We start from the raw sequence: 23,879 nt of genomic DNA on the forward strand, positions 1-23,879 counted from the left end.
ATGCAGACGCCACAAATCAAAACGGCCTCCCACTGCGGAGGCCGTTTTGCGTTCAGCGCATACGACTCTTCTTGCGCCGCGCCCATTGCCGCGCCACCCACCAGCGCCAATACATCATCACAATGCAGTAGGCGAGGGCGCCGAGTATCAGTCCCACCACCACCGAACCGAGCAGAAACGGCTGCCATAACGTCGACAACTCGCCGCTGATCCACTCCCAGGTCAACTCGTCCGGTAGATGCCGGGCGGGCACATCCATCAAAAACGCCCCGGCCTGATAGGTGCAGAAGAACACCGCCGGCATGGTGATCGGGTTGGTCAGCCACACCAGGCTGACCGCAATCGGCATGTTCCCGCGCACCATGACGGCAAGGGCGGCCGCCACCAGCATCTGCGCCGGAATCGGCAGGAACGCGGCGAACAGACCGACCGCCATCGCCCGCGCGACCGAGTGACGATTGAGGTGCCAGAGGTTCGGGTCATGCAGCAACTTGCCGAGAAAGCGTAAGGATTTATGTTCCCTGATGCTCGTCGGGTCGGGCATGTAACGTTTGAATAAGCGCCGGGGCATAAGGCTTCTCGGTCGGTTAAGGCGGCAAGTATGTCTGGATTCTACGAAGCGCCCATTCAGACTTTGTGACAATTGTTGACGACGCTCGTGCCTGACACCCGCTATGCCTAAGTACGGGACTCTCAAGGACGGGCTTATGCGCACAGGGATGATGGCGCTCGCAGTCGGTCTGCTGGTCGCGGTTTTTATGCCGGCATTACCGCCGGTCTGGTTGATGCTGTTGTTGCCGGTCGTGGCGTTGATGCTGCTGCCGTTTCGCAGCTATCCGCTGGCGTTTTTGCTGTTTGGCTTCACGTGGGCCAGTGTCGGTGCGCAATGGGCGTTGAATGACCGTTTGCCGGCCGGGCTGGATGGCGAAACCCGCTGGGTTGAAGGGCGGGTCGTCGGTTTGCCGCAGAACAGTGACGGTGTGGTGCGCTTCGAATTGGCCGATGCGCACTCACGTCACGAAAAACTGCCATCGCTGATGCGGCTCGCCTGGTACACCGGGCCACCGGTCAACAGTGGCGAGCGCTGGCGTTTGGCGGTGAAGTTGAAGCGGCCCGCTGGCTTGCGCAATCCAGATGCGTTCGACTACGAGGCGTGGCTGCTGGCGCAACGCATTGGCGCCACCGGCACGATCAAGGACGGCCAGCGCTTGAGCGAAGCGCGCTGGGCCTGGCGCGACAGCATTCGCCAGCGCTTGCTGAGCGTGGATGCGCAGGGGCGAAACGGCGCATTGGCCGCGTTGGTGCTGGGCGACGGTTCGGGGCTCAGTCGCGAGGACTGGCAGACTCTGCAGGACACCGGCACCGTGCACTTGCTGGTGATTTCCGGTCAGCACATTGGTTTGCTGGCGGCGGTGATGTATGGGCTGGTCGCCGGGTTGGCGCGATTTGGCTGGTGGCCGCTGCGCTGGCCGTGGCTGCCGTGGGCCTGTGGTCTGGCATTTGCGGCGGCGCTCGGTTATGGCCTGCTCGCCGGATTCGACGTACCGGTGCAGCGCGCGTGTGTGATGGTCGGGCTGGTGCTGCTATGGCGTTTGCGCTTTCGTCATCTTGGTGCGTGGTGGCCTTTGCTGCTGGCGTTCAACGCTGTGCTGTTGCTGGACCCGCTCGCCAGTTTGCGCCCGGGTCTGTGGCTCTCGTTTGCGGCGGTGGCGGTGTTGATCTTTACCTTTGGCGGCCGCTTGGGTGCATGGCGCTGGTGGCAGACCTGGACGCGAGCGCAGTGGTTGATCGCGATCGGCTTATGCCCGGTGTTGCTGGTGCTGAGCCTGCCGATCAGTCTCAGTGGACCGCTGGCCAATTTGCTCGCGGTGCCTTGGGTCAGTCTGGTAGTGCTGCCTCCGGCGCTGCTCGGGACGGTGTTGCTGCCTGTTCCCTATGTCGGCGCCGGCCTGCTGTGGCTGGCCGGCGGTTTGATCGATGGGCTGTTTCGTGCGCTGGCAATGATTGCCGGGCACTGGCCGGCGTGGATCGCACCCTCGATACCGGTTTGGGCCTGGGTCATTGGCAGTCTCGGCACCGTGTTGTTGCTATTGCCGCGCGGCGTGCCGCTGCGTCCACTGGGCTGGCCGTTGCTGTTGCTGCTGGTCGTGCCGCCACGGGAGCGGCTGGATGAAGGCCTGGCCGATATCTGGCAACTCGACGTCGGCCAAGGCCTGGCCATCCTGATTCGCACTCGGCATCACGCGGTGCTTTACGACGCGGGGCCGCGCTTTGGCGATTTTGACCTCGGTGAGCGGGTGGTGCTGCCTGCGTTGCGCAAACTCGATGTGGCAAAACTCGATCTGATGCTGCTCAGTCATGCCGACGCCGATCACGCTGGCGGCGCTCTGGCGATCAGCCGTGGTTTGACCGTCGATCAGGTGCTCAGCGGCGATCCGGCGGGACTGCCCGCGCCATTGAACGCCGAAGCCTGCGCCAGTGGTCGGCAATGGCAGTGGGACGGCGTGCGTTTTCAACTCTGGCAGTGGGCGGACGCTCACGACAGCAATCAGCGTTCCTGCGTGTTGCAGATCGAGGCCAATGGCGAGCGCCTGCTGCTGACTGGCGATATCGACACCCACGCCGAACGCGTCCTCCTCGACAGTCCACTGGCCGTGCCGACGCAATGGCTGCAATCGCCCCATCATGGCAGCCGCAGTTCGTCGTCCATGGCGCTGCTCAAAGTCTTGAAGCCTGAGTCCGTGCTGATCTCTCGAGGTCAGGGCAACTCTTTTGGCCATCCGCATCCGACCGTGCTGGCGCGTTATCGCAAACTGGGCCTGCACATTTACGACAGCGCCGAGCAGGGCGCCATTCATCTGCAACTGGGCACCTTCAGGGCACCACGCACGATGCGTCATCAGCGGCGTTTCTGGCGTGATCCGCCCGCGCTGGCCCGCTGATCGGGACGTGGGGCAATGGGGCGTCACGGTCGTCGGGGCGGCGGGTCTTAATCGTGGATCGGTATGGTAAAGTGGCGCACTTTTTCGAGGGGACTGTCACTGTGTGGGAATTGGTCAAATCCGGCGGCTGGATGATGTTGCCGATCATTCTGAGCTCCATCGCGGCCATGGCGATTGTCGCCGAACGCCTGTGGACCCTGCGCGCCAGTCGCGTCACCCCCGAGCATCTGCTGGGCCAGGTCTGGGTGTGGATCAAGGACAAGCAGCTCAATAAAGAAAAACTCAAGGAATTGCGCGCCAATTCGCCGCTGGGGGAAATCCTCGCCGCCGGTCTGGCCAACTCCAAGCATGGTCGCGAGATCATGAAAGAATGCATCGAAGAGGCCGCCGCCCGGGTCATTCACGAGCTCGAGCGCTACATCAATGCGCTCGGCACCATCGCCGCCATGGCGCCACTGCTGGGTCTGCTTGGCACCGTGCTGGGCATGATCGATATTTTCAGCGCGTTCACCGGCTCCGGCATGACCACCAATGCCTCAGTGTTGGCCGGCGGTATTTCCAAAGCGCTGATCACCACCGCAGCAGGCCTGATGGTCGGTATTCCGGCGGTGTTCTTCCACCGGTTCCTGCAGCGCCGTATTGATGAGCTGGTGGTGGGCATGGAGCAGGAAGCGATCAAACTGGTTGAAGTGGTGCAGGGCGATCGTGATGTCGACCTGACCGAGGGCCGCGCGTGAAATTCCGTCGCAAACCACGGGAAACCGTGGACATCAACCTCGCGTCGCTGATCGACGTGGTGTTCATTCTGCTGCTGTTTTTCGTCGTGACCACCACGTTCACTCGCGAAACCCAGTTGCGGGTTGATCTGCCGGAAGCGGTCAGCGGCTCGCCAGCCGAAGATCAGCAGCTCAAGCAGATCGACGTCGCCATCAGCGCTGAAGGCGTGTTTTCGGTGAACAACAAGATTCTGCCGAAGAACGATCTGGCGACCCTGATGGAAGCCATGCAGAAAGAGTCCAACGGCGACACCAACATGCCGTTGTCGATCAGTGCTGATGGCAAGACTCAGCATCAATCCGTGATCACCGCCATGGACGCGGCCGGCAAGCTCGGTTTCAGCCATCTGCGCATGACCACGGTCGAGGCGGCGCCCAAATCCTGATGAGCCTGTCCGATCGCTTGCTCGCCGCGTGGTATCAGGGGCACCCGGCCCTGACGCTGTTGCGGCCGCTGGAAATGCTGTATCGCCACGTGGTGGTGGGTAAGCGCCAGCGCTTTCTCGCCGGTCAGGGTGAAATCTATCAGCCGTCCGTGCCGCTGATTGTGGTCGGTAACATCACCGTCGGTGGCACCGGCAAAACGCCGATGATTCTCTGGCTGATCGAACATTGCCGACGCAGCGGTTTGCGCGTCGGCGTGGTCAGCCGTGGTTACGGGGCCAAACCGCCGCAACTGCCGTGGCGCGTTGCGGCCGAGCAAACCGCCGACATTGCCGGTGACGAACCGTTGCTGATCGTCCAGCGTACCGGCGTGCCGTTGATGATCGACCCCGATCGCAGCGCCGCCGTCAAAGCCTTGCTGGCCAGCGAACCGCTGGACCTGATTCTGTCGGATGACGGTATGCAGCATTACCGTTTGGCGCGGGATCTGGAGCTGGTGCTGATCGACGCCGCTCGCGGTCTCGGTAACAAACGCTGCTTGCCGGCAGGGCCATTGCGTGAACCGATCGAGCGCCTGCAAAGTGTCGACGGTGTGCTGTTCAATGGTGCCAGCGAGGACCGCGACGGCGGTTTCGCTTTCCGTCTGCAACCGACTGCGCTGGTCAATCTGCGCAGCGGCGAGCGCAAGTCGCTCGATCATTTTTCGGCCGGCCAGGCCGTGCACGCGGTGGCCGGGATCGGCAATCCGCAACGTTTCTTCAATACCCTCGAAGCGCTAGACTGGCGAGCAGTCCCCCATGCGTTTGCCGACCACGCCGAATACAGCGTGCAGGCCTTGAATTTCACACCGTCATTGCCGTTGGTGATGACCGAAAAGGACGCGGTGAAGTGCCGTGCCTTCGCGGCTGACGACTGGTGGTATCTGGCGGTCGATGCGCTGCCGTCACCGGCCTTCGTGGCCTGGTTCGACACCCAGTTGATGCGCCTGCTGCCCGATCGTCTTTTGCCTTAACTCTTTACTCAGGGAATGTTCATGGACACCAAATTGCTCGACATCCTCGCGTGCCCGATCTGCAAAGGCCCGCTCAAGCTCAGCGCCGACAAGACCGAGCTGATCAGCAAGGGCGCCGGTCTGGCGTACCCGATCCGCGACGGCATCCCGGTGATGCTCGAAAGCGAAGCCCGCACCCTGACCACCGACGAGCGTCTGGATAAATGACCACTGCCTTCACCGTTGTCATCCCGTCGCGTTTTGCCTCGACCCGTCTGCCGGGCAAACCGCTGCTGGATATCGCCGGCAAGCCGATGATCCAGCATGTCTGGGAACAGGCGAGCAAAAGCAGCGCCAGCCGTGTGGTCGTCGCGACCGACGATGCGCGTATCGTCGAGGCCTGCAAGGCTTTTGGTGCCGAAGTGGTGCTGACCCGTGAAGATCACAATTCCGGCACCGATCGTCTGGCCGAAGTCGCGGCGAAACTGGGTCTCGAGCCCGACGCGATCGTGGTCAACGTGCAAGGTGATGAACCCTTGATCCCGCCGAGCGTGATCGATCAGGTCGCTGCCAATCTGGCGGCCCACACCGAAGCGCGCATGGCCACGCTGGCCGAGCCGATTGAAGACGTGGACACTCTGTTCAATCCGAATGTGGTCAAGGTTGTCAGCGACCTCAACGGTCTGGCGCTGACTTTCAGCCGTGCCACTTTGCCGTGGGCACGCGATGCGTTTGCCAAGAGCCGCGAGCAATTGCCGGAAGGTGTGCCATACCGTCGCCACATCGGCATTTATGCCTATCGCGCCGGTTTCCTTCAGGACTTCGTGAGCTGGGGCCCGTGCTGGCTGGAAAACACTGAATCCCTCGAGCAACTGCGTGCCCTGTGGCACGGTGTGCGAATTCATGTTGCCGACGCGTTGATCGCACCGCCGACCGGCGTCGACACTGCCGAAGACCTCGAGCGCGTTCGTCGCCTGCTGGAGGCCTGATGCGCGTTCTGTTTGTGTGCCTGGGCAACATTTGCCGTTCGCCCACGGCCGAAGGCGTACTGCGCCACAAACTGCGTGAAGCAGGGCTGGCGGATCAGGTCGAAGTGGCTTCCGCCGGCACCGGCGACTGGCACGTCGGCAACCCGCCGGACAAGCGCAGCCAGGCCGCCGCCAAAGTGCGCGGCTATGACCTGTCAGCGCAACGCGCGCAGCAGGTCAGCCGTGCCGACTTCGCCAGTTACGACCTGATCCTGGCGATGGACAACAGTAATCTGCGCAACCTCAAGGCGCTGCAGCCGTCCACTGGAAAGGCCGAACTGGACCTGTTCCTGCGCCGTTATGCCGGTGTGGTCGATGAAGTGCCGGATCCGTATTACGACGGCGACCAGGGTTTCGAGCAGGTGCTGGATCTGATCGAAGCCGCGTGTGACCAATTGTTGATCGAAGTGAAGGGCCGGTTATGAGTTTGCAGGTGCAACCGCAGGTTTCCCTGAAACCGTTCAACAGTTTTGGCGTGGATGTGTGCGCGCAACTGTTCGCCGAAGCCCACAGCGATGCCGATGTCCGTGAAGCGCTGGCGTATGCCACCGAGCACCATGTGCCGTTGCTGGTGATCGGTGGTGGCAGCAACTTGCTGCTGACCGCCGACATTACCGCACTGGTGCTGCGCATGGCGACGCGCGGGATCCGCGTGATCAGCGAGGACGGCAGTCGCGTTGTGATCGAGGCTGAGGCCGGCGAGCCGTGGCACCCTTTTGTGCAATACACGCTGGCGCAGGGCTTGTCCGGACTGGAAAATCTCAGCTTGATTCCTGGCACGGTCGGCGCCGCGCCGATGCAGAACATCGGTGCCTACGGTGTCGAGATCAAGGATGTGTTCGCCGGACTGACTGCGCTGGATCGCCAGACCGGCGAACTGCGCGATTTCAGCCTCGAAGAATGCAACTTCGCCTACCGCGACAGCCTGTTCAAGCAGCAGCCAGGGCGTTGGCTGATTCTGCGTGTGCGCTTTGCGCTCGACCGCGTCGCCCATCTGCAGCTGGAATACGGACCGGTGCGTCAGCGCCTGAGTGAGCAGGGTATCGAGCAGCCGACGCCGACCGACGTCAGTCGCGCGATTTGCAGCATCCGCAGTGAAAAACTGCCGGATCCGGCGGTGCTGGGCAACGCCGGCAGCTTCTTCAAGAATCCGCTGGTGTCGGCGGCCATCGTCGCGCAGATCAAAGCGCAACATCCGGATCTGGTGGCGTACGCGCAACCGGACGGACAGATGAAACTGGCCGCCGGCTGGTTGATCGAGCGGGCCGGGTGGAAAGGTTTCCGCGAGGCCGATGCCGGGGTGCATAAGTTGCAGGCGTTGGTACTGGTCAACTACGGGGCGGCAACCGGGCTGCAACTGCTCGATCTGGCGCAACGCATCCAGAGAGACATTGCCGAACGTTTCAATGTCGAACTGGAAATGGAGCCCAATCGGTATTGAAGCAGCGGCGAGCTTCAAGCTTCTAGCGGCAAGCTACAATCTTGAGCGTGAGCCAGCTACTGCTTTTACTTGCAGCTTGTAGCTGAAAGCTCGTAACTGAAAAGCCCTGTCTCAGCAGGGCTTTTTCGTTAATGTTGGGTTAACTTAGCGAGCTAACGATAAACGTCATTTGCTCCACCAAAGGCCCGGTGCAGACATTCCTGTCGGCACAAGAGAGCCTGATTAGCCTGAGTCGATCTGCGTGAACCACAGCCGATGCAGCGGCGGCAGATTGCTCGACCCGATAACCACCAAAAATATGCGGGCGTGCCCATGATTACCCTGAAACTCAACGGTCAAGACCATCCCCTCGATGTCACTGAAGACATGCCGCTGTTGTGGGCGATTCGTGATGTCGCCGGTTATAACGGCACCAAATTCGGCTGCGGCATGGGCCTGTGCGGCGCGTGCACCATTCATATCGATGGCTTGCCGGCGCGCAGTTGCATCACGCCGATCGGTTCGGTGGTCGGCCAGAACGTCACTACCATCGACAACCTGCACGCCGACCCGGTGGGTCAGGTGGTCCAGCAAGCCTGGCTCGACACCGCTGTAGCGCAATGCGGGTTCTGTCAGGGCGGGCAGATCATGTCGGCCACCGCGTTGCTCAAGACCAACCCGAACCCGAGCGACGAGCAGATCGAAGAAGCCATGGTCGGCAACATTTGCCGCTGCGGCACCTACAACCGGATCAAGACGGCGATCCGTCAGGCGTCCACGCATTTGAAGGAGGCCAAAGCATGAGCCGCCTGCCGAATGATTTCGCCCTGAGCAATCTCAGCCGTCGCGGTTTCCTCAAAGGCGTCGGCGCTACCGGCGCACTGGTGCTGGCTGCCAGTTGGGGCTGGCAGGATGCGTTGGCCGAGGAAAAACCGAAGCAATTCGGCGCCGATGGCATGCCCAACGGCTGGATCGATGATCCGAAGGTCTATGTGAGCATTGCCGCTGACGGCACCGTCACCGTGGTCTGCAACCGCTCCGAGATGGGTCAGGGTGTGCGCACCAGTCTGACCATGGTTGTCGCCGATGAGCTGGAAGCCGACTGGGCCCAGGTCAAAGTGCAACAGGCGCCGGGCGATGAAGTGCGTTTCGGTAATCAGGACACCGACGGTTCGCGCAGCATGCGCCATTGGTATGAGCCGATGCGGCGTTGCGGCGCGGCCGCGCGAACCATGCTTGAGCAGGCTGCTGCTGCGCAGTGGAAAGTGCCGGTGAGCGAATGCCACGCGCAGTTGCATAAAATCGTTCACAAACCGTCCGGCCGTGAACTGGGCTATGGCGAACTTGCCGCCGCCGCCAGTGCGTTGCCGGTGCCGGCGCGTGACAGCCTGCGCCTCAAGCAGCCGTCGGAGTTTCGCTACATCGGCAAAGAAGGCACGAAAGCCATCGACGGTGCAGACATCGTCAACGGTCGTGCGGTGTACGGCGCCGATGTGCGTTTCGATGGCATGGTGTACGCGACTATCGCTCGTCCGGCGGTGTACGGCGGCAAGGTCAAATCGCTGGATGACAGCGCTGCGCTGAAAGTCCCTGGCGTGCTCAAAGTGATGCAGATCGAAAGCCGTCCGCTGCCTTCGGAGTTTCAGCCGTTGGGTGGCGTGGCCGTGGTGGCCAGCAACACCTGGGCCGCGATCAAGGGTCGCGAAGCGTTGAAAATCGAATGGGACGATGGCCAGAACGCCAGTTATGACTCGATCGCCTATCGCAAGGAACTCGAAGCCGCGTCGCTGAAGCCTGGCAAAGTGGTGCGCAATACCGGTGATATCGACAAGGCCCTGAGCGGTGCTGCCAGTACCCTCGAAGCTTCTTACTATTTACCGCATCTGGCCCAGGCGCCAATGGAACCTATGGTCGCCATCGCCCGGTACAAGGACGGCGTTTGCGAAGCCTGGGCACCGAGTCAGGCGCCGCAGGTCACCCGCGAGCGCATTGCCGAGCGTCTTGGCTTGCCGTTCGATAACGTTACCTTCAATGTCACCTTGCTTGGCGGTGGTTTCGGTCGCAAGTCGAAACCGGATTTCGTCGTCGAAGCAGCGATTCTCGCCAAAGAATTTCCCGGCAAAGCCGTGCGGGTGCAGTGGACGCGTGAAGATGACATCCACAACTCGTATTTCCATACCGTGTCCGCCGAATATCTGAAGGCAGGTGTGGGCAAGGACGGCATGCCGTCCGGTTGGTTGCATCGCACCGTGGCACCGAGCATCACCGCGCTGTTCGCGCCGGGCATGAACCATGAAGCAGCCTTCGAGCTGGGCATGGGCTTCACCAACATGGCCTACGCGATTCCCAACGTGCGCCTGGAGAACCCCGAAGCGACCGTGCACACGCGGGTCGGCTGGTATCGCTCGGTGTCGAACATTCCCCATGGTTTTGCCATCCAGAGTTTCGTCGATGAACTGGCGCACAAGGCCGGCGAGGATCCACTCAAGTACCAGATCAAACTGCTCGGTCCAGATCGGCAGATCGATCCGCGCACGCTGAGCGAAGAGTGGAATTACGGCGAATCTCCGGAGCGTTATCCGATCGACACCGGACGCATGCGCACCGTGCTGGAAACTGCTGCGAAGGCAGCCGGTTGGGGCCGTAAATTGCCCAAGGGCCGTGGTCTGGGGCTGGCAGTGCATTACAGCTTCGTCACTTATGTGGCAGCGGTGATCGAAGTCGAGGTTAAAGACGACGGCACACTGATCGTGCACAAGGCAGATATCGCCGTGGATTGCGGGCCGCAGATCAACCCTGAGCGCATTCGCTCGCAGTTCGAAGGCGCTTGTGTGATGGGCCTCGGTAATGCGGTGCTGGGCGAAATCAGCTTCAAGGATGGCAAGGTGCAGCAGGACAACTTCCATATGTATGAAGTGGCGCGCATGTCGCTGGCGCCGAAGGAAGTTGCCGTGCATCTGGTGACGCCGCCGGGCGATGTGCCCTTGGGCGGTGTCGGCGAACCGGGCGTGCCACCGATTGCCCCGGCCTTGTGTAACGCGATCTTCGCCGCCACCGGCAAGCGCATCCGCAATCTGCCGGTGCGTTACCAGTTGCAGGGCTGGCAGAAGGCCGAGGCGTAATGGACAGCGTCGACCTTAATGTCTTGCGCAGCGTCCTCGAATGGCGCCGCGCCGGACAGCGGGTGGTGCTGTTCAGCGTGGTGCAGACCTGGGGCACCGCGCCCCGCGCGCCCGGTGCCATGCTCGCCTTGCGTGAAGATGGCGTGGTGATCGGTTCGGTGTCGGGCGGGTGCGTCGAGGATGATTTGATCGCCCGCCTGCACGACGGGCGCATCGCCACCGATGGGCCGCCGGTGCAGTTGATCACCTATGGCGTCACACGCGAGGAGGCGGCGCGCTTCGGCTTGCCTTGCGGTGGCACGCTGCGCCTGACCGAAGAGCGGGTCGGCGATCCCGCGTGGGTTGCCGAGTTGCTCACGCGTTGCGAAGCACACGAAATCGTTGCCCGTGAGCTGAACATCGAAACCGGTGAAGTGGTTTTGATGGCGGCGAGCAAAGCCGATTCGTTGGCGTTCGACGGTAAAACCCTGCGCGCAATCTACGGCCCACGCTGGCGCTTGCTGTTGATCGGCGCCGGGCAGTTATCGCGCTACGTCGCCGACATGGCGCGGCTGCTGGATTTCGAAGTGCTGATCTGCGATCCGCGCACCGAGTTTGTCTACGGCTGGGAGGAGCACCACGGTCGCTTCGTCCCGGGCATGCCGGATGACGCGGTGTTGAGCATTCAGACCGATGAGCGCACGGCGATTGTCGCGCTGACTCATGATCCGCGTCTGGATGACATGGCGTTGCTCACGGCGCTGGATTCACCTGCTTTCTATGTGGGGGCGCTCGGCTCGCGGGTCAACAGTCAGAAACGCCGGGAGAACCTGGCTCAGCTAGGCTTGTCGGTAGAGGCGATTGCTCGACTGCACGGGCCGATCGGTTTGCACATCGGCAGTCATTCACCGGCAGAAATTGCCTTGTCGTTGTTGGCGGAGATCGTCGCGATCAAGAACGGCGTGGAATTGAAGCAGAAGAAAACTCTGGAGGACGCATGAGCCGTTCCATTGCAGTGATTGTGCTGGCGGCGGGCGAGGGCAGCCGCTTTCGCCAAGTGGCGGGTGCCGATAAGGACAAGTTGCTGGCGGACTGCGTCGGGCGTGATGGTGCGGTGCGTTCGGTGATTGAGCAGGTGCTGGTGAATCTTCCGGCCAGTCTCGACAAGCGCGTGCTGGTGACGACCGAAGCGCGGCCGCAGGCGATGCGCATGGCGCAGGCGTATGGCTGTGACGTGGTCTCGATTGAATCGACCGGTATGGGTGACAGCATTGCTGCGGGCGTCGCGGCATGCCCGGAGGCGGATGGCTGGTTGATTGTGCTGGGGGATATGCCGTTTATCTTGCCGTCGAGTATTGAGCGGGTGGTTGCGGCCATTGACGATGATGCGGTGAGCGTGCCGGTGCAGGAGGGCGAGTTTGGTCATCCTGTGGGGTTTGGGCGTTCGTTTGGTCCGGGGTTGCAGGCATTGAGTGGCGATCGCGGGGCCAGGCCGTTGTTCACGCAGGGCAGGGTGGTGGAGATTGCCATCGATGATCCAGGCGTTCTGTGGGACATCGATGTGCCTGAGGCTTTGGTTTTTACTTCGTCTTGAGGTCTGTGTGAATTCCTTGGAGCCCTCACCCTAACCCTCTCCCAGAGGGAGAGGGTTAGGGTGAGGCGTTTGGGCTTTATGCATCGACCTGTAAGTTTTCAGTCGAACTCAGGTCTGGAAAATCCCCCGATGTGCTCCCTTCCCCCTCGCCCCCTTGGGGGAGAGGGCTGGGGTGAGGGGGGATCTAGAGTCCACCACAAAAATCGAGACATAAAAAAGCCCCGCCAGGTTTTCACCGGGCGGGGCTTTTTAACGGCGTTGGAAATTACACGAGAGGTTTAGGCTCGTGCTCTTTTTCCTCGGCCTCTTGGTGTTGCTCGACCGCGTCCTGAACCGAGCGTGGTGCTTCAGCAATTACCGACTCAACCACAGCTTCTTCAGTCACCGGGGCAGGAGCTGCCTCGACTACGTCAGCAACCACGGCTGGCTCGGCAGCGACTGGAGCAGCAGCGGCCGCCAGTTCGGCTTCCTTCTGCAGGCGCTCTTCTTCACGCTTGCGACGACGCACTTCTCGTGGGTCGTTTGGTGCGCGGCCGCTTGGCGTCAGAGCGCTGACCGGAGTCGGTGCTTCAACGACCGGGGCCGGAGCCTCTGCAACCACTGGCGCTTCGACAACCGGAGCTTGAACGGCAGGCGCTGGTTCAGCGGCGACCACTGGCTCGGCAGCCTTGGCGTGTTCGAACACTGGCGCTTCGACAACCGGCGCTTCAACCACTGGCGTTGGCGTTTCGGCAACAGTCGGCTCGGCAACCCAGTTGAAGGCGGTCTGCTCTTCGCGAACTTCGCGCACGGTTTCGGTCACGGTTTCTGCGACGGTTTCAACCACTGGCTCGGCAGCCACAACTGGCGCTGGCTCAACCTGAGGCAGGGTCTCCTGAACCGGTGCCACTTCGACTTCCGGAGCAGCAACCACTTCGACTGGCGTGGTTGCTTCAACAACCGGCGCTTCTACTGGAGCGGTTTCCTGAACAGCCGCGGTAGCGCGCTCAGCTTGCTCGTGGGCTTGTGCTTCGGCCGGTGCACTGATCACGCTGCTGGCAACAGCGGCGGTCACAGCCAGGCCAGCAGCCAGGTCGGCAGAGTCTGGCGCTTCAGTGTTCTCGCCGGCTTCGGATTCTTCCGAACCTTCGATCACGTTGCCGTTGGCATCACGCTGACGCTCACGACGGTTGCTGCGACGACGCTGACCGCGGGAGCGACGACGTGGACGATCGCCTTCGGCGTTCTCCGAACCGTCTTCCGGCAGTTGCTCTTCGTTGCTGTTCACTTCTTCTTCAGCGACGGCAGCAGCGGCCTGTTCGGCGCGCGGTTGACGTTCTTCACGCGGCGGACGCGGTGCGCGCTCTTCACGTGGCTGACGGGCTGGACGCTCTTCAGCAGTGACGGCAACGGCGGCTGCAGCGGCTGGAACGGCGTCCAGTGGCTCACGCAGTTCACGTACACGCTCTTCACGCTCGCCACGTGGCTTGCGGTCTTCGCGCGGTGCACGCGGAGCACGTTCTTCACGCGGAGCGCGTGGTGCGCGTTCTTCGCGGGCTACCGGTGCTTCGGTGCGGGCTTCGCGAGGCTCGCGGATTTCACGGGCTTCACGTGGCTGACGCTCTTCGCGCGGCTCACGTGGGGCGCGTTCTTCACGCGGAGCACGTTCTTCGCGCGGCTTGCGTTCTTCATCGCGGCGACCGTTACGGTTGCGGCTCTGCTGACGACCGTTGCGACGCTCTTCGTTGCGGGCCGGACGCTCGGCAGCTGGTTTTTCAACCACAACCGGCGCGGCTGGCTCTTCTTTGGTGGCGAACAGGCTGACCAGCGATTTCACCAGGCCTTTGAACAGGCTTGGCTCTGGCGCGGCAACCGGAGCCGGTGCCGGAGCAGCAGGTGCAGCGGCTTCGGTCGGAACCGGAGCGTTGGCACGGGCCGGTGCAGTTTTAACGGCTGCTTCCTGGCGAACCAGGGTGCGGGTCGCCGCGGCTGGCTGGACTTCTTCGACTTCGGCAGCGGCAGCAGCGATTTCGTAGCTGGACTGGTTGGTCGCGGCTTCCGGGCTATCGTCACGCAAACGCTGAACTTCGAAGTGCGGCGTTTCGAGGTGATCGTTCGGCAGAATGACGATGCGAGCACGGGTGCGCAGTTCGATCTTGGTGATCGAGTTACGTTTTTCGTTGAGCAGGAACGCGGCGACCGGGATCGGCACCTGGGCGCGCACTTCGGCAGTGCGGTCTTTCAGGGCTTCTTCTTCGATCAGCCGCAGGATCGCCAGCGACAGCGATTCAACGTCACGGATGATGCCGGTGCCATTGCAACGCGGGCAGACGATGCCGCTGCTTTCGCCCAGGGATGGACGCAGGCGCTGACGGGACATTTCCAGCAGGCCGAAGCGCGAGATGCGGCCGATCTGCACGCGAGCGCGGTCGGCTTCCAGGCATTCGCGGACTTTTTCTTCCACGGCGCGCTGGTTCTTGGCAGGGGTCATGTCGATGAAGTCGATGACGATCAGGCCGCCGATGTCGCGCAGGCGCAACTGACGGGCGATTTCTTCGGCGGCTTCAAGGTTGGTCTGCAGAGCGGTTTCTTCGATGTCGCTGCCTTTGGTGGCGCGCGCCGAGTTGATGTCGATGGACACCAGGGCTTCGGTCGGATCGATCACGATGGAGCCGCCGGAAGGCAGTTCAACGACGCGCTGGAAAGCGGTCTCGATCTGGCTTTCGATCTGGAAACGGTTGAACAGCGGAACGCTGTCTTCGTACAGCTTGATCTTGCTGGCGTACTGCGGCATCACCTGGCGAATGAAGGTCAGGGCTTCGTCCTGGGCTTCAACGCTGTCGATCAGCACTTCGCCGATGTCCTGGCGCAGGTAATCGCGGATGGCGCGGATGATCACGTTGCTTTCCTGGTAGATCAGGAATGGCGCGGAGCGATCCAGCGAGGCTTCTTTGATGGCGGTCCAGAGTTGCAGCAGGTAGTCGAGGTCCCACTGCATTTCTTCGCTGCTGCGGCCCAGGCCGGCAGTGCGCACGATCAGACCCATATCGGCTGGAGCAACCAGACCGTTCAGCGCTTCACGCAGTTCATTGCGCTCTTCGCCTTCGATGCGACGGGAGATACCGCCGGCACGCGGGTTGTTCGGCATCAGCACGAGGTAACGACCCGCCAGGCTGATGAAGGTGGTCAGGGCGGCGCCCTTGTTGCCACGTTCTTCTTTTTCGACCTGAACGATGACTTCCTGGCCTTCGCTCAGGACGTCCTTGATGTTGACGCGGCCTTCAGGGGCTTTCTTGAAGTATTCGCGGGAGATTTCTTTGAGGGGCAGGAAGCCGTGGCGCTCGGAGCCGAAATCGACAAAGGCAGCCTCAAGGCTTGGTTCGATGCGAGTGATACGGCCTTTATAGATGTTGGCCTTTTTCTGCTCGCGTGCACCGGATTCGATGTCCAGGTCGTAGAGGCGTTGGCCATCTACCAGTGCAACACGCAACTCTTCGGGTTGAGTTGCGTTAATCAGCATTCTTTTCATGTAGTACCGTCGGTTTCCGGGCTGCCGGAAACGGCGTTCGGCACACACGACTTCTCACGGTCGGTGTCAGGTGCGTCGGGAGTGGTTGGCCATTCCCGTGTCCAGCGATATGCGGCCAATTGGGCCGATATAGCGACGTACGCGTCCTGCTTGCTGTGGCTACTTAAGCACTCAGTCAGGAGGAGGAATCAACCAGCGGCTGTGGACGAGATGAAGCGTCTTGATAAAGCCTATTGCTACACAGTCCAGCGGTTGTGCATCTCCACCCTACACGTATCCCTGATAATTCGGGTGCTGCCGCGCGCAGAATCCGCAGCGGGTTGGCATTTACCGTGAGCTCCGAAAGGGGAGGTCACGCATCATGGCTAATTCAGGCGTTGTTTCCGAAACATTCGCTCGGGGTCATCTGCAGCTGACTGCACTTTGTGAACTGGCCTTGAATGTGTGCCTGCCAGGCGAGTAAAAACTCTGCTCGGCGGTGTAATTCAGGCCTCATGTCACCTGCGCTTGTTACAACTGAAAACTCCACCGTTACGTAGCGAAAGCCCCGTAGGACGGCCTCGCGTCCTGGTGAATTGCGTTGGTCAGGGCCGGTTTTTGACCGTGGTTCCTCTGTCCAGGCCGCTTTTGGCGGCGTTCGCGACTATAGCAGCAATGATTAAGTGCTTCAATTCCATAAAAATTGTTATCATCCGCGGCATGACAACTACTGCCCCTTCGACTCCAGGCGTTCAATTGCTTGAAGTCTCGCCGGAGTATGCCGGCCAACGAATAGACAATTTTCTCCTCGCCCGGCTCAAAGGCGTGCCCAAGACCTTGATTTACCGCATTTTGCGTAAAGGCGAAGTGCGCGTGAACAAAGGCAGGATCAAGCCCGAGTACAAGCTGCAGGCCGGCGATATCGTGCGCGTGCCGCCGGTTCGCGTGCCTGAGCGTGATGAACCGGTGCCGCTGGCCCAAGGCCTGTTACAGCGCCTGGAGGCCTCGATCGTCTACGAAGACAAAGCCCTGATCGTGATCAACAAGCCCGCCGGCATTGCGGTTCATGGTGGTAGCGGTTTGAATTTTGGCGTGATCGAAGCCTTTCGTCAGTTGCGTCCCGATGCCAAGGAGCTGGAGCTGGTTCACCGTCTCGACCGTGACACCTCCGGCCTGCTGATGATTGCCAAGAAGCGCAGCATGCTGCGCCACTTGCACGAGAAACTGCGTGGCGATGGCGTCGACAAGCGTTACATGGCGCTGGTGCGTGGTAACTGGGCGACTTCGATCAAGCAAGTCAGTGCGCCGTTGCTCAAGAGCAACCTGCGTTCCGGTGAGCGCATGGTCGAAGTCAACGACGAGGGCAAAGAAGCCCTGACCGTGTTCAAGGTGCTGCGCCGTTTCGGCGATTTTGCCACCATGGTCGAGGCCAAGCCTGTGACTGGCCGTACTCACCAGATTCGTGTGCACACGCTGCACGCCGGACATTGCATTGCCGGTGACAGCAAGTATGGCGATGAGGATTTCACCAGGGAAATCCGCGATCTGGGCGGCAAGCGTCTGTTTCTGCACGCTTACATGCTGACCGTGCCGCTGCCTGATGGCGGCAAGCTGACCCTGCAGGCGCCGGTTGACGAGATGTGGGCCAAGACCGTGGAGCGATTGAGTGCGCCCATCTGATTACAAACTGCTGATATTCGATTGGGACGGCACGCTGGCCGACTCCATTCACCGGATTGTCGAGGCCATGCATTCGGCGTCTTGGCGCTCCGGTTTCGAGTTGCGTGATGATTTTGCTGTCAAAGGCATTATCGGTCTGGGCCTGCCTGAGGCGATCCGCACCTTGTATCCCGAGATCAGTGACGCCGAAATGACCGCGTTTCGCGAGTATTACGCCGATCACTACATCGCTGCCGAAGCTGTGCCTTCACCGTTGTTCGAAGGCGTAGTCGAGTCGATGGCGTCCTTTCGCGAGCAGGGTTATCACCTCGCGGTGGCCACCGGCAAGAATCGTCGCGGCCTGGATCGGGTGCTCAAGGCCAATGGTTGGGAAGATTATTTCGATATCACCCGCGCCGCCGATGAAACTGCGAGCAAGCCGCACCCTCTGATGCTGGAACAGATCCTCGCTCATTGTGGTGTGCGCCCGGAGCAGGCGCTGATGGTCGGCGATTCGTCCTTCGATCTGTTGATGGCGCGCAATGCCGGGATGGATTCGGTAGCAGTCAGCTATGGCGCGCAATCGATCGAGTCGCTGCAGCAGTTCGAGCCGCGCCTGTCGATCGACCGTTTTTGCGAATTGCATGCCTGGCTGGAGAAGCAGGCTTAATACGTTTTTGCTGGGGTGAATGGCATGACCGACGAATGGAAAGCACCGGCCAAGGCAAGTGCCGACGGCGGTGACGAGAAAAGCTGGAAACTGTTGGAAAAGACCCTGCTCGCCGGGGTGCAGGAACAACGTCGTTCGCGGCGTTGGGGGATTTTCTTCAAGCTGCTGACGTTTGTTTATCTGTTTGTCGCGCTGATTCTGTTCACGCCGCTGATGGACATGGAAAAGAGCGCCACACGCGGCCCGAATTACACCGCGTTGATCGACGTCACCGGCATGATCGCCGACAAAGAGCCGGCCAGTGCCGATAATATCGTCGGCAGTCTGCGGGCGGCGTTCGAGGACAAGAAGGTCAAGGGCGTGATCCTGCGCATCAACAGTCCGGGCGGTAGTCCAGTGCAGTCGGGGTATGTCTATGACGAAATCAAGCGTCTGCGCGGCCTGCATCCGGAGATCAAGCTGTATGCGGTGATTTCCGATCTGGGGGCGTCCGGTGCGTACTACATCGCCAGCGCGGCGGATCAGATCTACGCCGACAAGGCCAGCCTGGTTGGTTCTATCGGCGTGACGGCGGCCGGTTACGGCTTTGTCGGCACTATGGACAAGCTCGGTGTCGAGCGCCGTACGTACACTTCGGGCGAACACAAGTCGTTCCTTGATCCGTTCCAGCCGCAGAAGCCTGATGAAACGGCGTTCTGGCAGACGGTGCTGGACACCACGCACAAGCAGTTCATTAACAGCGTCAAACAGGGTCGTGGCGATCGCTTGAAAGACAAAGAACATCCGGAGTTGTTCTCCGGGCTGGTCTGGTCAGGCGAGCAGGCGCTGTCGCTGGGCTTGATCGATGGTCTGGGCAACGCCAGTTCGGTGGCGCGTGATGTGATTGGCGAGAAAGAGTTGGTGGACTTCACCGTTCAAGAGTCGCCGTTTGATCGCTTTTCGAAAAAGCTCGGTGCCAGCGTGGCTGAGCAGTTGGCGATGTGGATGGGTTTCCACGGGCCTTCGTTGCGCTGATTCGTTGTAAAGATCAAAAGATCGCAGCCTGCGGCAGTTCCTACAGTGATCGGTGTAGGAGTTGCCGCAGGCTGCGATCTTTTTGCTTTAAGGGATCTGCACACCCTCAGCCAGCAACATGTCGATCAGGCGAATCAGCGGCAAGCCGATCAGGCTGGTGGCGTCAGGGCCTTCGGTGGACTTAAACAGGCTCACACCCAGGCCTTCAGCCTTGAAGCTGCCTGCGCAGTCGTACGGCTGTTCGATACGCAAGTAGCGTTCGATGCTCGCTTGATCCAGTGTGCGCATGTGCACGGTAAACGGCACGCAGTCGACCTGGCATTCGCCGCTCTGGCTATTGAGCAGCGCCAGGCCTGTCAGGAAGGTCACGCTGGCGCCGCTAGCCGCCAGCAGTTGTTCGCGTGCCTTCTCGAAGGTGTGCGGCTTGCCGATGATCTGTTCGCCGAGCACGGCAACCTGGTCCGAGCCGATAATCAGATGAGCGGGGTGGCTGTCAGCCAGTGCCCGGGCTTTTTGTTCGGCGAGGCGTTTGACCAGTTCGATTGCTGATTCGCACGGGCGATGACTTTCATCGATATCCGGCGAGCTGCAGGCGAACGGCAGGTGCAGGCGGGCGAGCAATTCCCGACGATAGGTCGAGCTTGAAGCGAGTAATAAAGGCAGCATTCGCGTCTCCTGAGGCAGGTGCGAATTCTAGCGGAGGCACGCAAGTGACGGACAGGGCACAATTTCCTTTGACATGGGTGGGTGCATCCCTATAATGCTGCGCCTATGTTGAATGACCCGATTCCACCTCACGTTGACCCGCGCAAATTGGCTGACCGTGGCACCACCCTTCAAGGTGAACTGCTGCTGGCCGATTTGAAGAGACTCTGCGACCCGCTTTCCGACGATGTCGGTACGGTGCAGGCGAAATTCGTTTTTGAACGAGATGAACGTAAATCTGTGGTGATCCACAGCTTTATCGACACCGAGGTCAAAATGGTTTGCCAGCGTTGTCTTGAGCTGGTCACCCTGCCGATCCACAGCGAATGCAGTTACGCTGTTGTGAAGGAGGGTGCGAATACCCAGTCGTTACCGAAAGGTTATGACGTGCTGGAACTGGGCGAAGATCCATTGGATCTGCAGTCACTGGTCGAGGAAGAGCTTCTGCTTGCCTTGCCTATTGTGCCTGCTCATCATCCGGAAGAATGCCAGCAGCCGGCGGGAGCAGATGAGCCCGAACCGAGCGAGGACGAGGTAACGCGGTCCAACCCGTTCAGTGTATTGGCGCAGTTAAAGCGTGACCCAAACGTTTAGGAGTTAATCAATTATGGCTGTTCAGCAGAACAAAAAATCCCGCTCTGCCCGTGACATGCGCCGTTCGCACGACGCTCTCGAGGCTAGCACCCTGTCTGTAGAAAAAACCACTGGTGAAGTTCACCTGCGTCACCACGTATCGCCAGAAGGCGTATACCGTGGCCGTAAAGTGATCGACAAGGGCGCTGACGAGTAATCACTTGTCCGCTCAAGTCATCGCGATTGACGCAATGGGCGGGGACTTCGGTCCCCGCAGCATTGTTCAGGCCAGCCTTGCTTGCCTTTCTGCTACGCCCTCGCTGCACCTGACCCTTGTCGGTCAACCCTCCCTTCTTGAAGAATTGATCAACGGCCAGTCGGCTGCCGATCGCGCGCGCCTGACGATTGTCCCGGCCAGCGAAGTCATCACCATGGACGAGAAACCGACCCAGGCCTTGCGTGGCAAGCCGGACTCGTCGATGCGTGTCGCCCTTGAACTGGTCCGTGATGGCAAGGCGCAAGCGTGTGTCAGTGCCGGCAATACCGGTGCGTTGATGGCGTTGTCGCGGTTTGTGCTGAAAACGCTGCCCGGTATCGATCGGCCGGCGATGGTGGCGGCTATTCCGACGCAGAAGGGTTATTGCCAGTTGCTCGACCTGGGCGCCAACGTCGATTGCAGTGCCGAGCATTTGCTGCAGTTTGCGGTGATGGGCTCGGTGGCGGCGCAGACGCTGGGTATCCATCGCCCGCGTGTCGCGTTGCTGAACATCGGCACCGAAGACATCAAGGGCAATCAGCAGGTCAAACTGGCCGCAACGCTGTTGCAGGCTGCCCGTGGCATCAATTACATCGGCTTTATCGAAGGCGACGGTTTGTATCGTGGCGAGGCTGACGTCGTGGTGTGTGATGGTTTCGTTGGCAACATCCTGCTCAAGTCCAGCGAAGGGCTGGCCACTATGATTGCTGCGCGTATCGAAGCGCTGTTCAAACAAAATCTCGCTTCCCGTGTCGTGGGGGCTTTGGCGTTGCCGCTGATGAAGCGTTTGCAGGCCGATCTGGCGCCGGCGCGACATAACGGCGCAAGCTTTCTCGGCTTGCAGGGTATCGTGGTGAAAAGCCATGGTTCGGCCGGGGTTCAGGGCTTTCAGAGTGCTATTTCGCGAGCGCTGATCGAGATTCAGGAGAACCTCCCCGAACGTCTCCACGGTCGTCTGGAGGATTTGTTGTCTTAGGCGTTTTCGTCGGACAATGCTTAAATGTGACCGCCCGGTTCAAAGGGCCATCCAACTGTCAGTTTCTTGCGTCCCCGAGTGGGGCGTCATTTTTCGACGACAAGATCATTAGGGGCTTGTTACATGTCTGCTTCCCTCGCATTCGTCTTTCCAGGACAGGGTTCGCAGTCCCTCGGCATGCTGGCCGAGCTGGGCGCGGAATATCCGTTGATCCTCGAAACTTTCAAAGAAGCCTCTGAGGCTCTGGGCTATGACCTGTGGGCGCTGACCCAGCAGGGCCCGGAAGAGCTGCTCAATCAAACCGATAAAACCCAACCGGCCATTCTGACCGCTTCGATCGCCCTGTGGCGTCTGTGGCTGGCGGAAGGTGGTGCGCGTCCGGCCTTTGTTGCCGGTCACAGCCTGGGTGAATACAGCGCGCTGGTCGCTGCTGGCAGCCTGACACTGGCTGAAGCGGTGAAGCTCGTTGAGCGCCGTGGTCAGTTGATGCAGGAAGCGGTTCCGGCCGGGCAGGGCGGCATGGCTGCCATCCTCGGTCTGGAAGATGCTGATGTGCTGGCTGCCTGCGCCGAAGCGGCGCAAGGTGAAGTGGTCAGCGCGGTCAACTTCAACTCGCCGGGCCAAGTGGTCATTGCCGGTGCCAAGGCTGCCGTCGAGCGCGCCATCGAAGGCTGCAAGGCGCGTGGCGCCAAGCGTGCCATGCCGCTGCCGGTGAGCGTGCCGTCGCACTGCGAACTGATGCGTCCGGCGGCCGAGCGCTTTGCCGAATCCATCGCCGCCATCGACTGGCAGGCGCCGCAGATCCCGGTGGTACAGAACGTCAGTGCGCAAGTGCCGGCCGATCTGGAAACCCTCAAGCGTGATCTGCTCGAACAACTGTACAAGCCAGTACGCTGGGTCGAGTCGGTACAGACTCTCGCTGCCAAAGGTGCGACCAATCTGGTCGAATGCGGCCCGGGCAAAGTGCTGGCCGGTCTGAACAAACGTTGCGCTGAAGGCGTGGCGACTTCCAACCTCAATACCCCAGATGCTTTCGCTGCCGCTCGCGCAGCGCAAGCCTGAATCAGGAGAAACTTGCATGAGTCTGCAAGGTAAAGTTGCACTGGTCACCGGTGCAAGCCGTGGCATTGGCCAGGCCATCGCGCTGGAACTGGGTCGTCAGGGCGCCATCGTTGTTGGCACCGCGACCTCCGCTTCGGGCGCCGAGCGCATTGCCGCGACCCTGAAGGAAAACGGTATTCAGGGCACAGGCCTTGAGCTTAACGTAACTAGCGATGAATCGGTCAGCGCTGTGCTGGCAAGCATTCAGGAGCAGTTCGGTGCGCCAGTGGCGATCCTGGTCAATAATGCCGGCATCACCCGCGATAACCTGATGATGCGCATGAAAGACGATGAGTGGTACGACGTGATCGATACCAACCTGAACAGTCTATTCCGCCTGTCCAAGGGCGTTCTGCGCGGTATGACCAAGGCGCGCTGGGGGCGAATTATCAGTATTGGCTCGGTGGTGGGTGCCATGGGCAACGCAGGCCAAGTAAACTATGCAGCCGCCAAGGCCGGTCTGGAAGGTTTCAGCCGTGCAATGGCGCGTGAAGTCGGTTCGCGTTCGATTACGGTCAACTCGGTAACCCCAGGGTTTATCGACACCGATATGACGCGCGAGCTGCCTGAAGCACAGCGTGAAGCCTTGCAGACGCAGATTCCGCTGGGTCGTCTGGGGCAAGCTCAAGAGATCGCGTCTGTGGTCGCTTTTCTTGCATCCGACGGTGCGGCATACGTCACCGGGGCTACAATCCCGGTGAACGGTGGGATGTACATGTAAGTAAAATGTGACGGATTGCTTCAAAAAAATGTCATACGAGCTGTCTAAAATCCGTTATAAAGCTGCAATCTATTTATAGGCAGAGGGCTGCAGGGTTTGAGGAGTGAAGCTTTCAGTTGAAAAACTGAAAAGTCTTTCTATACACTTACCCACTGGCCAGCTGCCTGAATTTGTCCATTAGGAGTGAAAACAAGGTATGAGCACCATCGAAGAGCGCGTCAAGAAAATCGTTGCCGAGCAACTGGGTGTTAAAGAAGAAGAAGTGGTCAACAACGCTTCCTTCGTAGAAGACCTGGGTGCCGACTCCCTTGACACCGTTGAGCTGGTGATGGCTCTGGAAGAGGAATTCGAGACCGAAATCCCTGACGAAGAAGCTGAAAAGATCACTACTGTACAAGCTGCAATCGACTACGTTACTAGCCACCAGGCGTAATAGTTTGTAATCGTTGTTTGCTGTCATGGAAAAACCGCACTGCCATCA

24 protein-coding genes are annotated in these 23,879 nt (G+C 60.4%); 21 read left to right on the top strand and 3 right to left on the bottom strand.

What is annotated here, in order from left to right; genetic code table 11:
* Positions 1-52: 52 nt before the first annotated feature.
* Positions 53-571, bottom strand: a complete 519-nt coding sequence (locus tag M9827_RS14720) for a DUF2062 domain-containing protein (RefSeq protein WP_250605964.1) — start codon at positions 569-571, stop codon at positions 53-55.
* A gap of 136 nt (positions 572-707) precedes the next feature.
* Here M9827_RS14720 and M9827_RS14725 point away from each other — a divergent pair, with 136 nt between their 5' ends.
* The 12 genes from M9827_RS14725 to M9827_RS14780 all read left to right on the top strand — a co-directional run bounded on the left by M9827_RS14725 (position 708) and on the right by M9827_RS14780 (position 12,236).
* Positions 708-2,942 (top strand): DNA internalization-related competence protein ComEC/Rec2, encoded by a 2,235-nt coding sequence (locus M9827_RS14725; protein WP_250605965.1) that lies wholly within the window; start codon positions 708-710, stop codon positions 2,940-2,942.
* 101 nt (positions 2,943-3,043) lie between these two features.
* Positions 3,044-3,679, top strand: coding sequence for a flagellar polar localization protein PocA (gene pocA, locus M9827_RS14730; RefSeq protein WP_178113639.1), 636 nt, complete (start codon positions 3,044-3,046; stop codon positions 3,677-3,679).
* Positions 3,676-4,104, top strand: coding sequence for a flagellar polar localization protein PocB (gene pocB / locus M9827_RS14735; protein ID WP_095188604.1), 429 nt, complete (start codon positions 3,676-3,678; stop codon positions 4,102-4,104). The genes pocA and pocB overlap by 4 nt, the downstream gene beginning before the upstream one ends.
* Complete coding sequence (gene lpxK / locus M9827_RS14740; RefSeq protein WP_250605966.1) at positions 4,104-5,114, top strand: tetraacyldisaccharide 4'-kinase; 1,011 nt, start codon at positions 4,104-4,106, stop codon at positions 5,112-5,114. Before pocB ends, lpxK begins: the two co-directional genes overlap by 1 nt.
* Before the next feature lie 21 nt (positions 5,115-5,135).
* Entirely contained in the window at positions 5,136-5,321 is a 186-nt protein-coding gene (locus tag M9827_RS14745) for a Trm112 family protein (protein WP_003174668.1), read from the top strand.
* Positions 5,318-6,082 (top strand): 3-deoxy-manno-octulosonate cytidylyltransferase, encoded by a 765-nt coding sequence (gene kdsB, locus M9827_RS14750; protein WP_095048623.1) that lies wholly within the window; start codon positions 5,318-5,320, stop codon positions 6,080-6,082. The genes M9827_RS14745 and kdsB overlap by 4 nt, the downstream gene beginning before the upstream one ends.
* On the top strand, positions 6,082-6,546 hold the full coding sequence (locus M9827_RS14755; RefSeq protein ID WP_016986041.1) for a low molecular weight protein-tyrosine-phosphatase: 465 nt from the start codon (positions 6,082-6,084) through the stop codon (positions 6,544-6,546). The genes kdsB and M9827_RS14755 overlap by 1 nt, the downstream gene beginning before the upstream one ends.
* On the top strand, positions 6,543-7,562 hold the full coding sequence (gene murB, locus M9827_RS14760) for a UDP-N-acetylmuramate dehydrogenase (RefSeq protein WP_250605967.1): 1,020 nt from the start codon (positions 6,543-6,545) through the stop codon (positions 7,560-7,562). The genes M9827_RS14755 and murB overlap by 4 nt, the downstream gene beginning before the upstream one ends.
* Positions 7,563-7,874: 312 nt before the next feature.
* Positions 7,875-8,345 (top strand): (2Fe-2S)-binding protein, encoded by a 471-nt coding sequence (locus M9827_RS14765; RefSeq protein WP_095048621.1) that lies wholly within the window; start codon positions 7,875-7,877, stop codon positions 8,343-8,345.
* A complete protein-coding gene (locus M9827_RS14770) occupies positions 8,342-10,663 on the top strand; it encodes a xanthine dehydrogenase family protein molybdopterin-binding subunit (protein ID WP_250605968.1) in 2,322 nt (773 codons plus the stop codon). Before M9827_RS14765 ends, M9827_RS14770 begins: the two co-directional genes overlap by 4 nt.
* Positions 10,663-11,643: an XdhC family protein gene (locus tag M9827_RS14775; RefSeq protein WP_250605969.1), complete on the top strand. Its 981-nt coding sequence runs from the start codon at positions 10,663-10,665 to the stop codon at positions 11,641-11,643. Before M9827_RS14770 ends, M9827_RS14775 begins: the two co-directional genes overlap by 1 nt.
* A complete protein-coding gene (locus M9827_RS14780) occupies positions 11,640-12,236 on the top strand; it encodes a nucleotidyltransferase family protein (protein WP_250605970.1) in 597 nt (198 codons plus the stop codon). The genes M9827_RS14775 and M9827_RS14780 overlap by 4 nt, the downstream gene beginning before the upstream one ends.
* A gap of 265 nt (positions 12,237-12,501) precedes the next feature.
* Here M9827_RS14780 and rne read toward each other — a convergent pair whose 3' ends face one another.
* Positions 12,502-15,744, bottom strand: a complete 3,243-nt coding sequence (rne, locus tag M9827_RS14785) for a ribonuclease E (protein ID WP_250605971.1) — start codon at positions 15,742-15,744, stop codon at positions 12,502-12,504.
* 699 nt (positions 15,745-16,443) lie between these two features.
* Between rne and rluC the strand changes: the two genes are divergently transcribed.
* From rluC to sppA, 3 genes are read left to right on the top strand one after another with little or no spacing between them, the layout of a single operon-like run.
* Positions 16,444-17,403, top strand: coding sequence for a 23S rRNA pseudouridine(955/2504/2580) synthase RluC (gene rluC / locus M9827_RS14790; RefSeq protein ID WP_250605972.1), 960 nt, complete (start codon positions 16,444-16,446; stop codon positions 17,401-17,403).
* Positions 17,390-18,052, top strand: coding sequence for an HAD-IA family hydrolase (locus M9827_RS14795; protein ID WP_250605973.1), 663 nt, complete (start codon positions 17,390-17,392; stop codon positions 18,050-18,052). The genes rluC and M9827_RS14795 overlap by 14 nt, the downstream gene beginning before the upstream one ends.
* 24 nt (positions 18,053-18,076) lie before the next feature.
* Positions 18,077-19,066, top strand: a complete 990-nt coding sequence (sppA, locus tag M9827_RS14800; RefSeq protein WP_250605974.1) for a signal peptide peptidase SppA — start codon at positions 18,077-18,079, stop codon at positions 19,064-19,066.
* 87 nt (positions 19,067-19,153) lie between these two features.
* On the opposite strand, the gene M9827_RS14805 is transcribed toward sppA, so the two are convergent.
* Complete coding sequence (locus M9827_RS14805) at positions 19,154-19,732, bottom strand: Maf family protein (protein WP_250605975.1); 579 nt, start codon at positions 19,730-19,732, stop codon at positions 19,154-19,156.
* A gap of 105 nt (positions 19,733-19,837) precedes the next feature.
* On the opposite strand from M9827_RS14805, the gene M9827_RS14810 reads away from it, so the two are divergent.
* From M9827_RS14810 to acpP, 6 genes are all read left to right on the top strand, one after another.
* Positions 19,838-20,365, top strand: coding sequence for a YceD family protein (locus M9827_RS14810; RefSeq protein ID WP_038364482.1), 528 nt, complete (start codon positions 19,838-19,840; stop codon positions 20,363-20,365).
* Positions 20,366-20,378: 13 nt separating this feature from the next.
* The gene (gene rpmF / locus M9827_RS14815) at positions 20,379-20,561 is read left to right on the top strand and encodes a 50S ribosomal protein L32 (protein WP_003179396.1); all 183 of its coding nucleotides are present in this window, start codon (positions 20,379-20,381) and stop codon (positions 20,559-20,561) included.
* A gap of 4 nt (positions 20,562-20,565) precedes the next feature.
* Complete coding sequence (plsX, locus tag M9827_RS14820; RefSeq protein WP_284676880.1) at positions 20,566-21,576, top strand: phosphate acyltransferase PlsX; 1,011 nt, start codon at positions 20,566-20,568, stop codon at positions 21,574-21,576.
* Between the two features lie 123 nt (positions 21,577-21,699).
* Positions 21,700-22,638 carry an ACP S-malonyltransferase gene (gene fabD / locus M9827_RS14825; RefSeq protein ID WP_250605976.1) on the top strand — a complete coding sequence of 313 codons (939 nt, stop codon included), beginning with the start codon at positions 21,700-21,702 and terminating at the stop codon, positions 22,636-22,638.
* 16 nt (positions 22,639-22,654) lie between these two features.
* Positions 22,655-23,398 (top strand): 3-oxoacyl-ACP reductase FabG, encoded by a 744-nt coding sequence (gene fabG / locus M9827_RS14830; RefSeq protein ID WP_008086267.1) that lies wholly within the window; start codon positions 22,655-22,657, stop codon positions 23,396-23,398.
* A gap of 196 nt (positions 23,399-23,594) precedes the next feature.
* Positions 23,595-23,831 carry an acyl carrier protein gene (gene acpP / locus M9827_RS14835; protein WP_122842553.1) on the top strand — a complete coding sequence of 79 codons (237 nt, stop codon included), beginning with the start codon at positions 23,595-23,597 and terminating at the stop codon, positions 23,829-23,831.
* Positions 23,832-23,879: the final 48 nt, after the last annotated feature.

The organism is Pseudomonas sp. AKS31 (genome assembly GCF_023634765.1).
Classification (GTDB): Bacteria; Pseudomonadota; Gammaproteobacteria; order Pseudomonadales; family Pseudomonadaceae; genus Aquipseudomonas.

What these genes read in the sequence shown, in the direction of transcription:
- M9827_RS14745 (WP_003174668.1), top strand. Translation starts at nt 5,136, where the DNA reads ATGGACACCAAATTGCTCGACATCCTCGCGTGCCCGATCTGCAAAGGC.
- kdsB (WP_095048623.1), top strand. Translation starts at nt 5,318, where the DNA reads ATGACCACTGCCTTCACCGTTGTCATCCCGTCGCGTTTTGCCTCGACC.
- M9827_RS14725 (WP_250605965.1), top strand. Translation starts at nt 708, where the DNA reads ATGCGCACAGGGATGATGGCGCTCGCAGTCGGTCTGCTGGTCGCGGTT.
- M9827_RS14755 (WP_016986041.1), top strand. Translation starts at nt 6,082, where the DNA reads ATGCGCGTTCTGTTTGTGTGCCTGGGCAACATTTGCCGTTCGCCCACG.
- M9827_RS14770 (WP_250605968.1), top strand. Translation starts at nt 8,342, where the DNA reads ATGAGCCGCCTGCCGAATGATTTCGCCCTGAGCAATCTCAGCCGTCGC.
- M9827_RS14775 (WP_250605969.1), top strand. Translation starts at nt 10,663, where the DNA reads ATGGACAGCGTCGACCTTAATGTCTTGCGCAGCGTCCTCGAATGGCGC.
- M9827_RS14810 (WP_038364482.1), top strand. Translation starts at nt 19,838, where the DNA reads ATGTTGAATGACCCGATTCCACCTCACGTTGACCCGCGCAAATTGGCT.
- M9827_RS14720 (WP_250605964.1), bottom strand. Translation starts at nt 571, where the DNA reads ATGCCCCGGCGCTTATTCAAACGTTACATGCCCGACCCGACGAGCATC.
- rpmF (WP_003179396.1), top strand. Translation starts at nt 20,379, where the DNA reads ATGGCTGTTCAGCAGAACAAAAAATCCCGCTCTGCCCGTGACATGCGC.
- fabG (WP_008086267.1), top strand. Translation starts at nt 22,655, where the DNA reads ATGAGTCTGCAAGGTAAAGTTGCACTGGTCACCGGTGCAAGCCGTGGC.
- acpP (WP_122842553.1), top strand. Translation starts at nt 23,595, where the DNA reads ATGAGCACCATCGAAGAGCGCGTCAAGAAAATCGTTGCCGAGCAACTG.
- rne (WP_250605971.1), bottom strand. Translation starts at nt 15,744, where the DNA reads ATGAAAAGAATGCTGATTAACGCAACTCAACCCGAAGAGTTGCGTGTT.
- M9827_RS14765 (WP_095048621.1), top strand. Translation starts at nt 7,875, where the DNA reads ATGATTACCCTGAAACTCAACGGTCAAGACCATCCCCTCGATGTCACT.
- M9827_RS14805 (WP_250605975.1), bottom strand. Translation starts at nt 19,732, where the DNA reads ATGCTGCCTTTATTACTCGCTTCAAGCTCGACCTATCGTCGGGAATTG.
- M9827_RS14780 (WP_250605970.1), top strand. Translation starts at nt 11,640, where the DNA reads ATGAGCCGTTCCATTGCAGTGATTGTGCTGGCGGCGGGCGAGGGCAGC.
- sppA (WP_250605974.1), top strand. Translation starts at nt 18,077, where the DNA reads ATGACCGACGAATGGAAAGCACCGGCCAAGGCAAGTGCCGACGGCGGT.
- murB (WP_250605967.1), top strand. Translation starts at nt 6,543, where the DNA reads ATGAGTTTGCAGGTGCAACCGCAGGTTTCCCTGAAACCGTTCAACAGT.
- rluC (WP_250605972.1), top strand. Translation starts at nt 16,444, where the DNA reads ATGACAACTACTGCCCCTTCGACTCCAGGCGTTCAATTGCTTGAAGTC.
- fabD (WP_250605976.1), top strand. Translation starts at nt 21,700, where the DNA reads ATGTCTGCTTCCCTCGCATTCGTCTTTCCAGGACAGGGTTCGCAGTCC.
- lpxK (WP_250605966.1), top strand. Translation starts at nt 4,104, where the DNA reads ATGAGCCTGTCCGATCGCTTGCTCGCCGCGTGGTATCAGGGGCACCCG.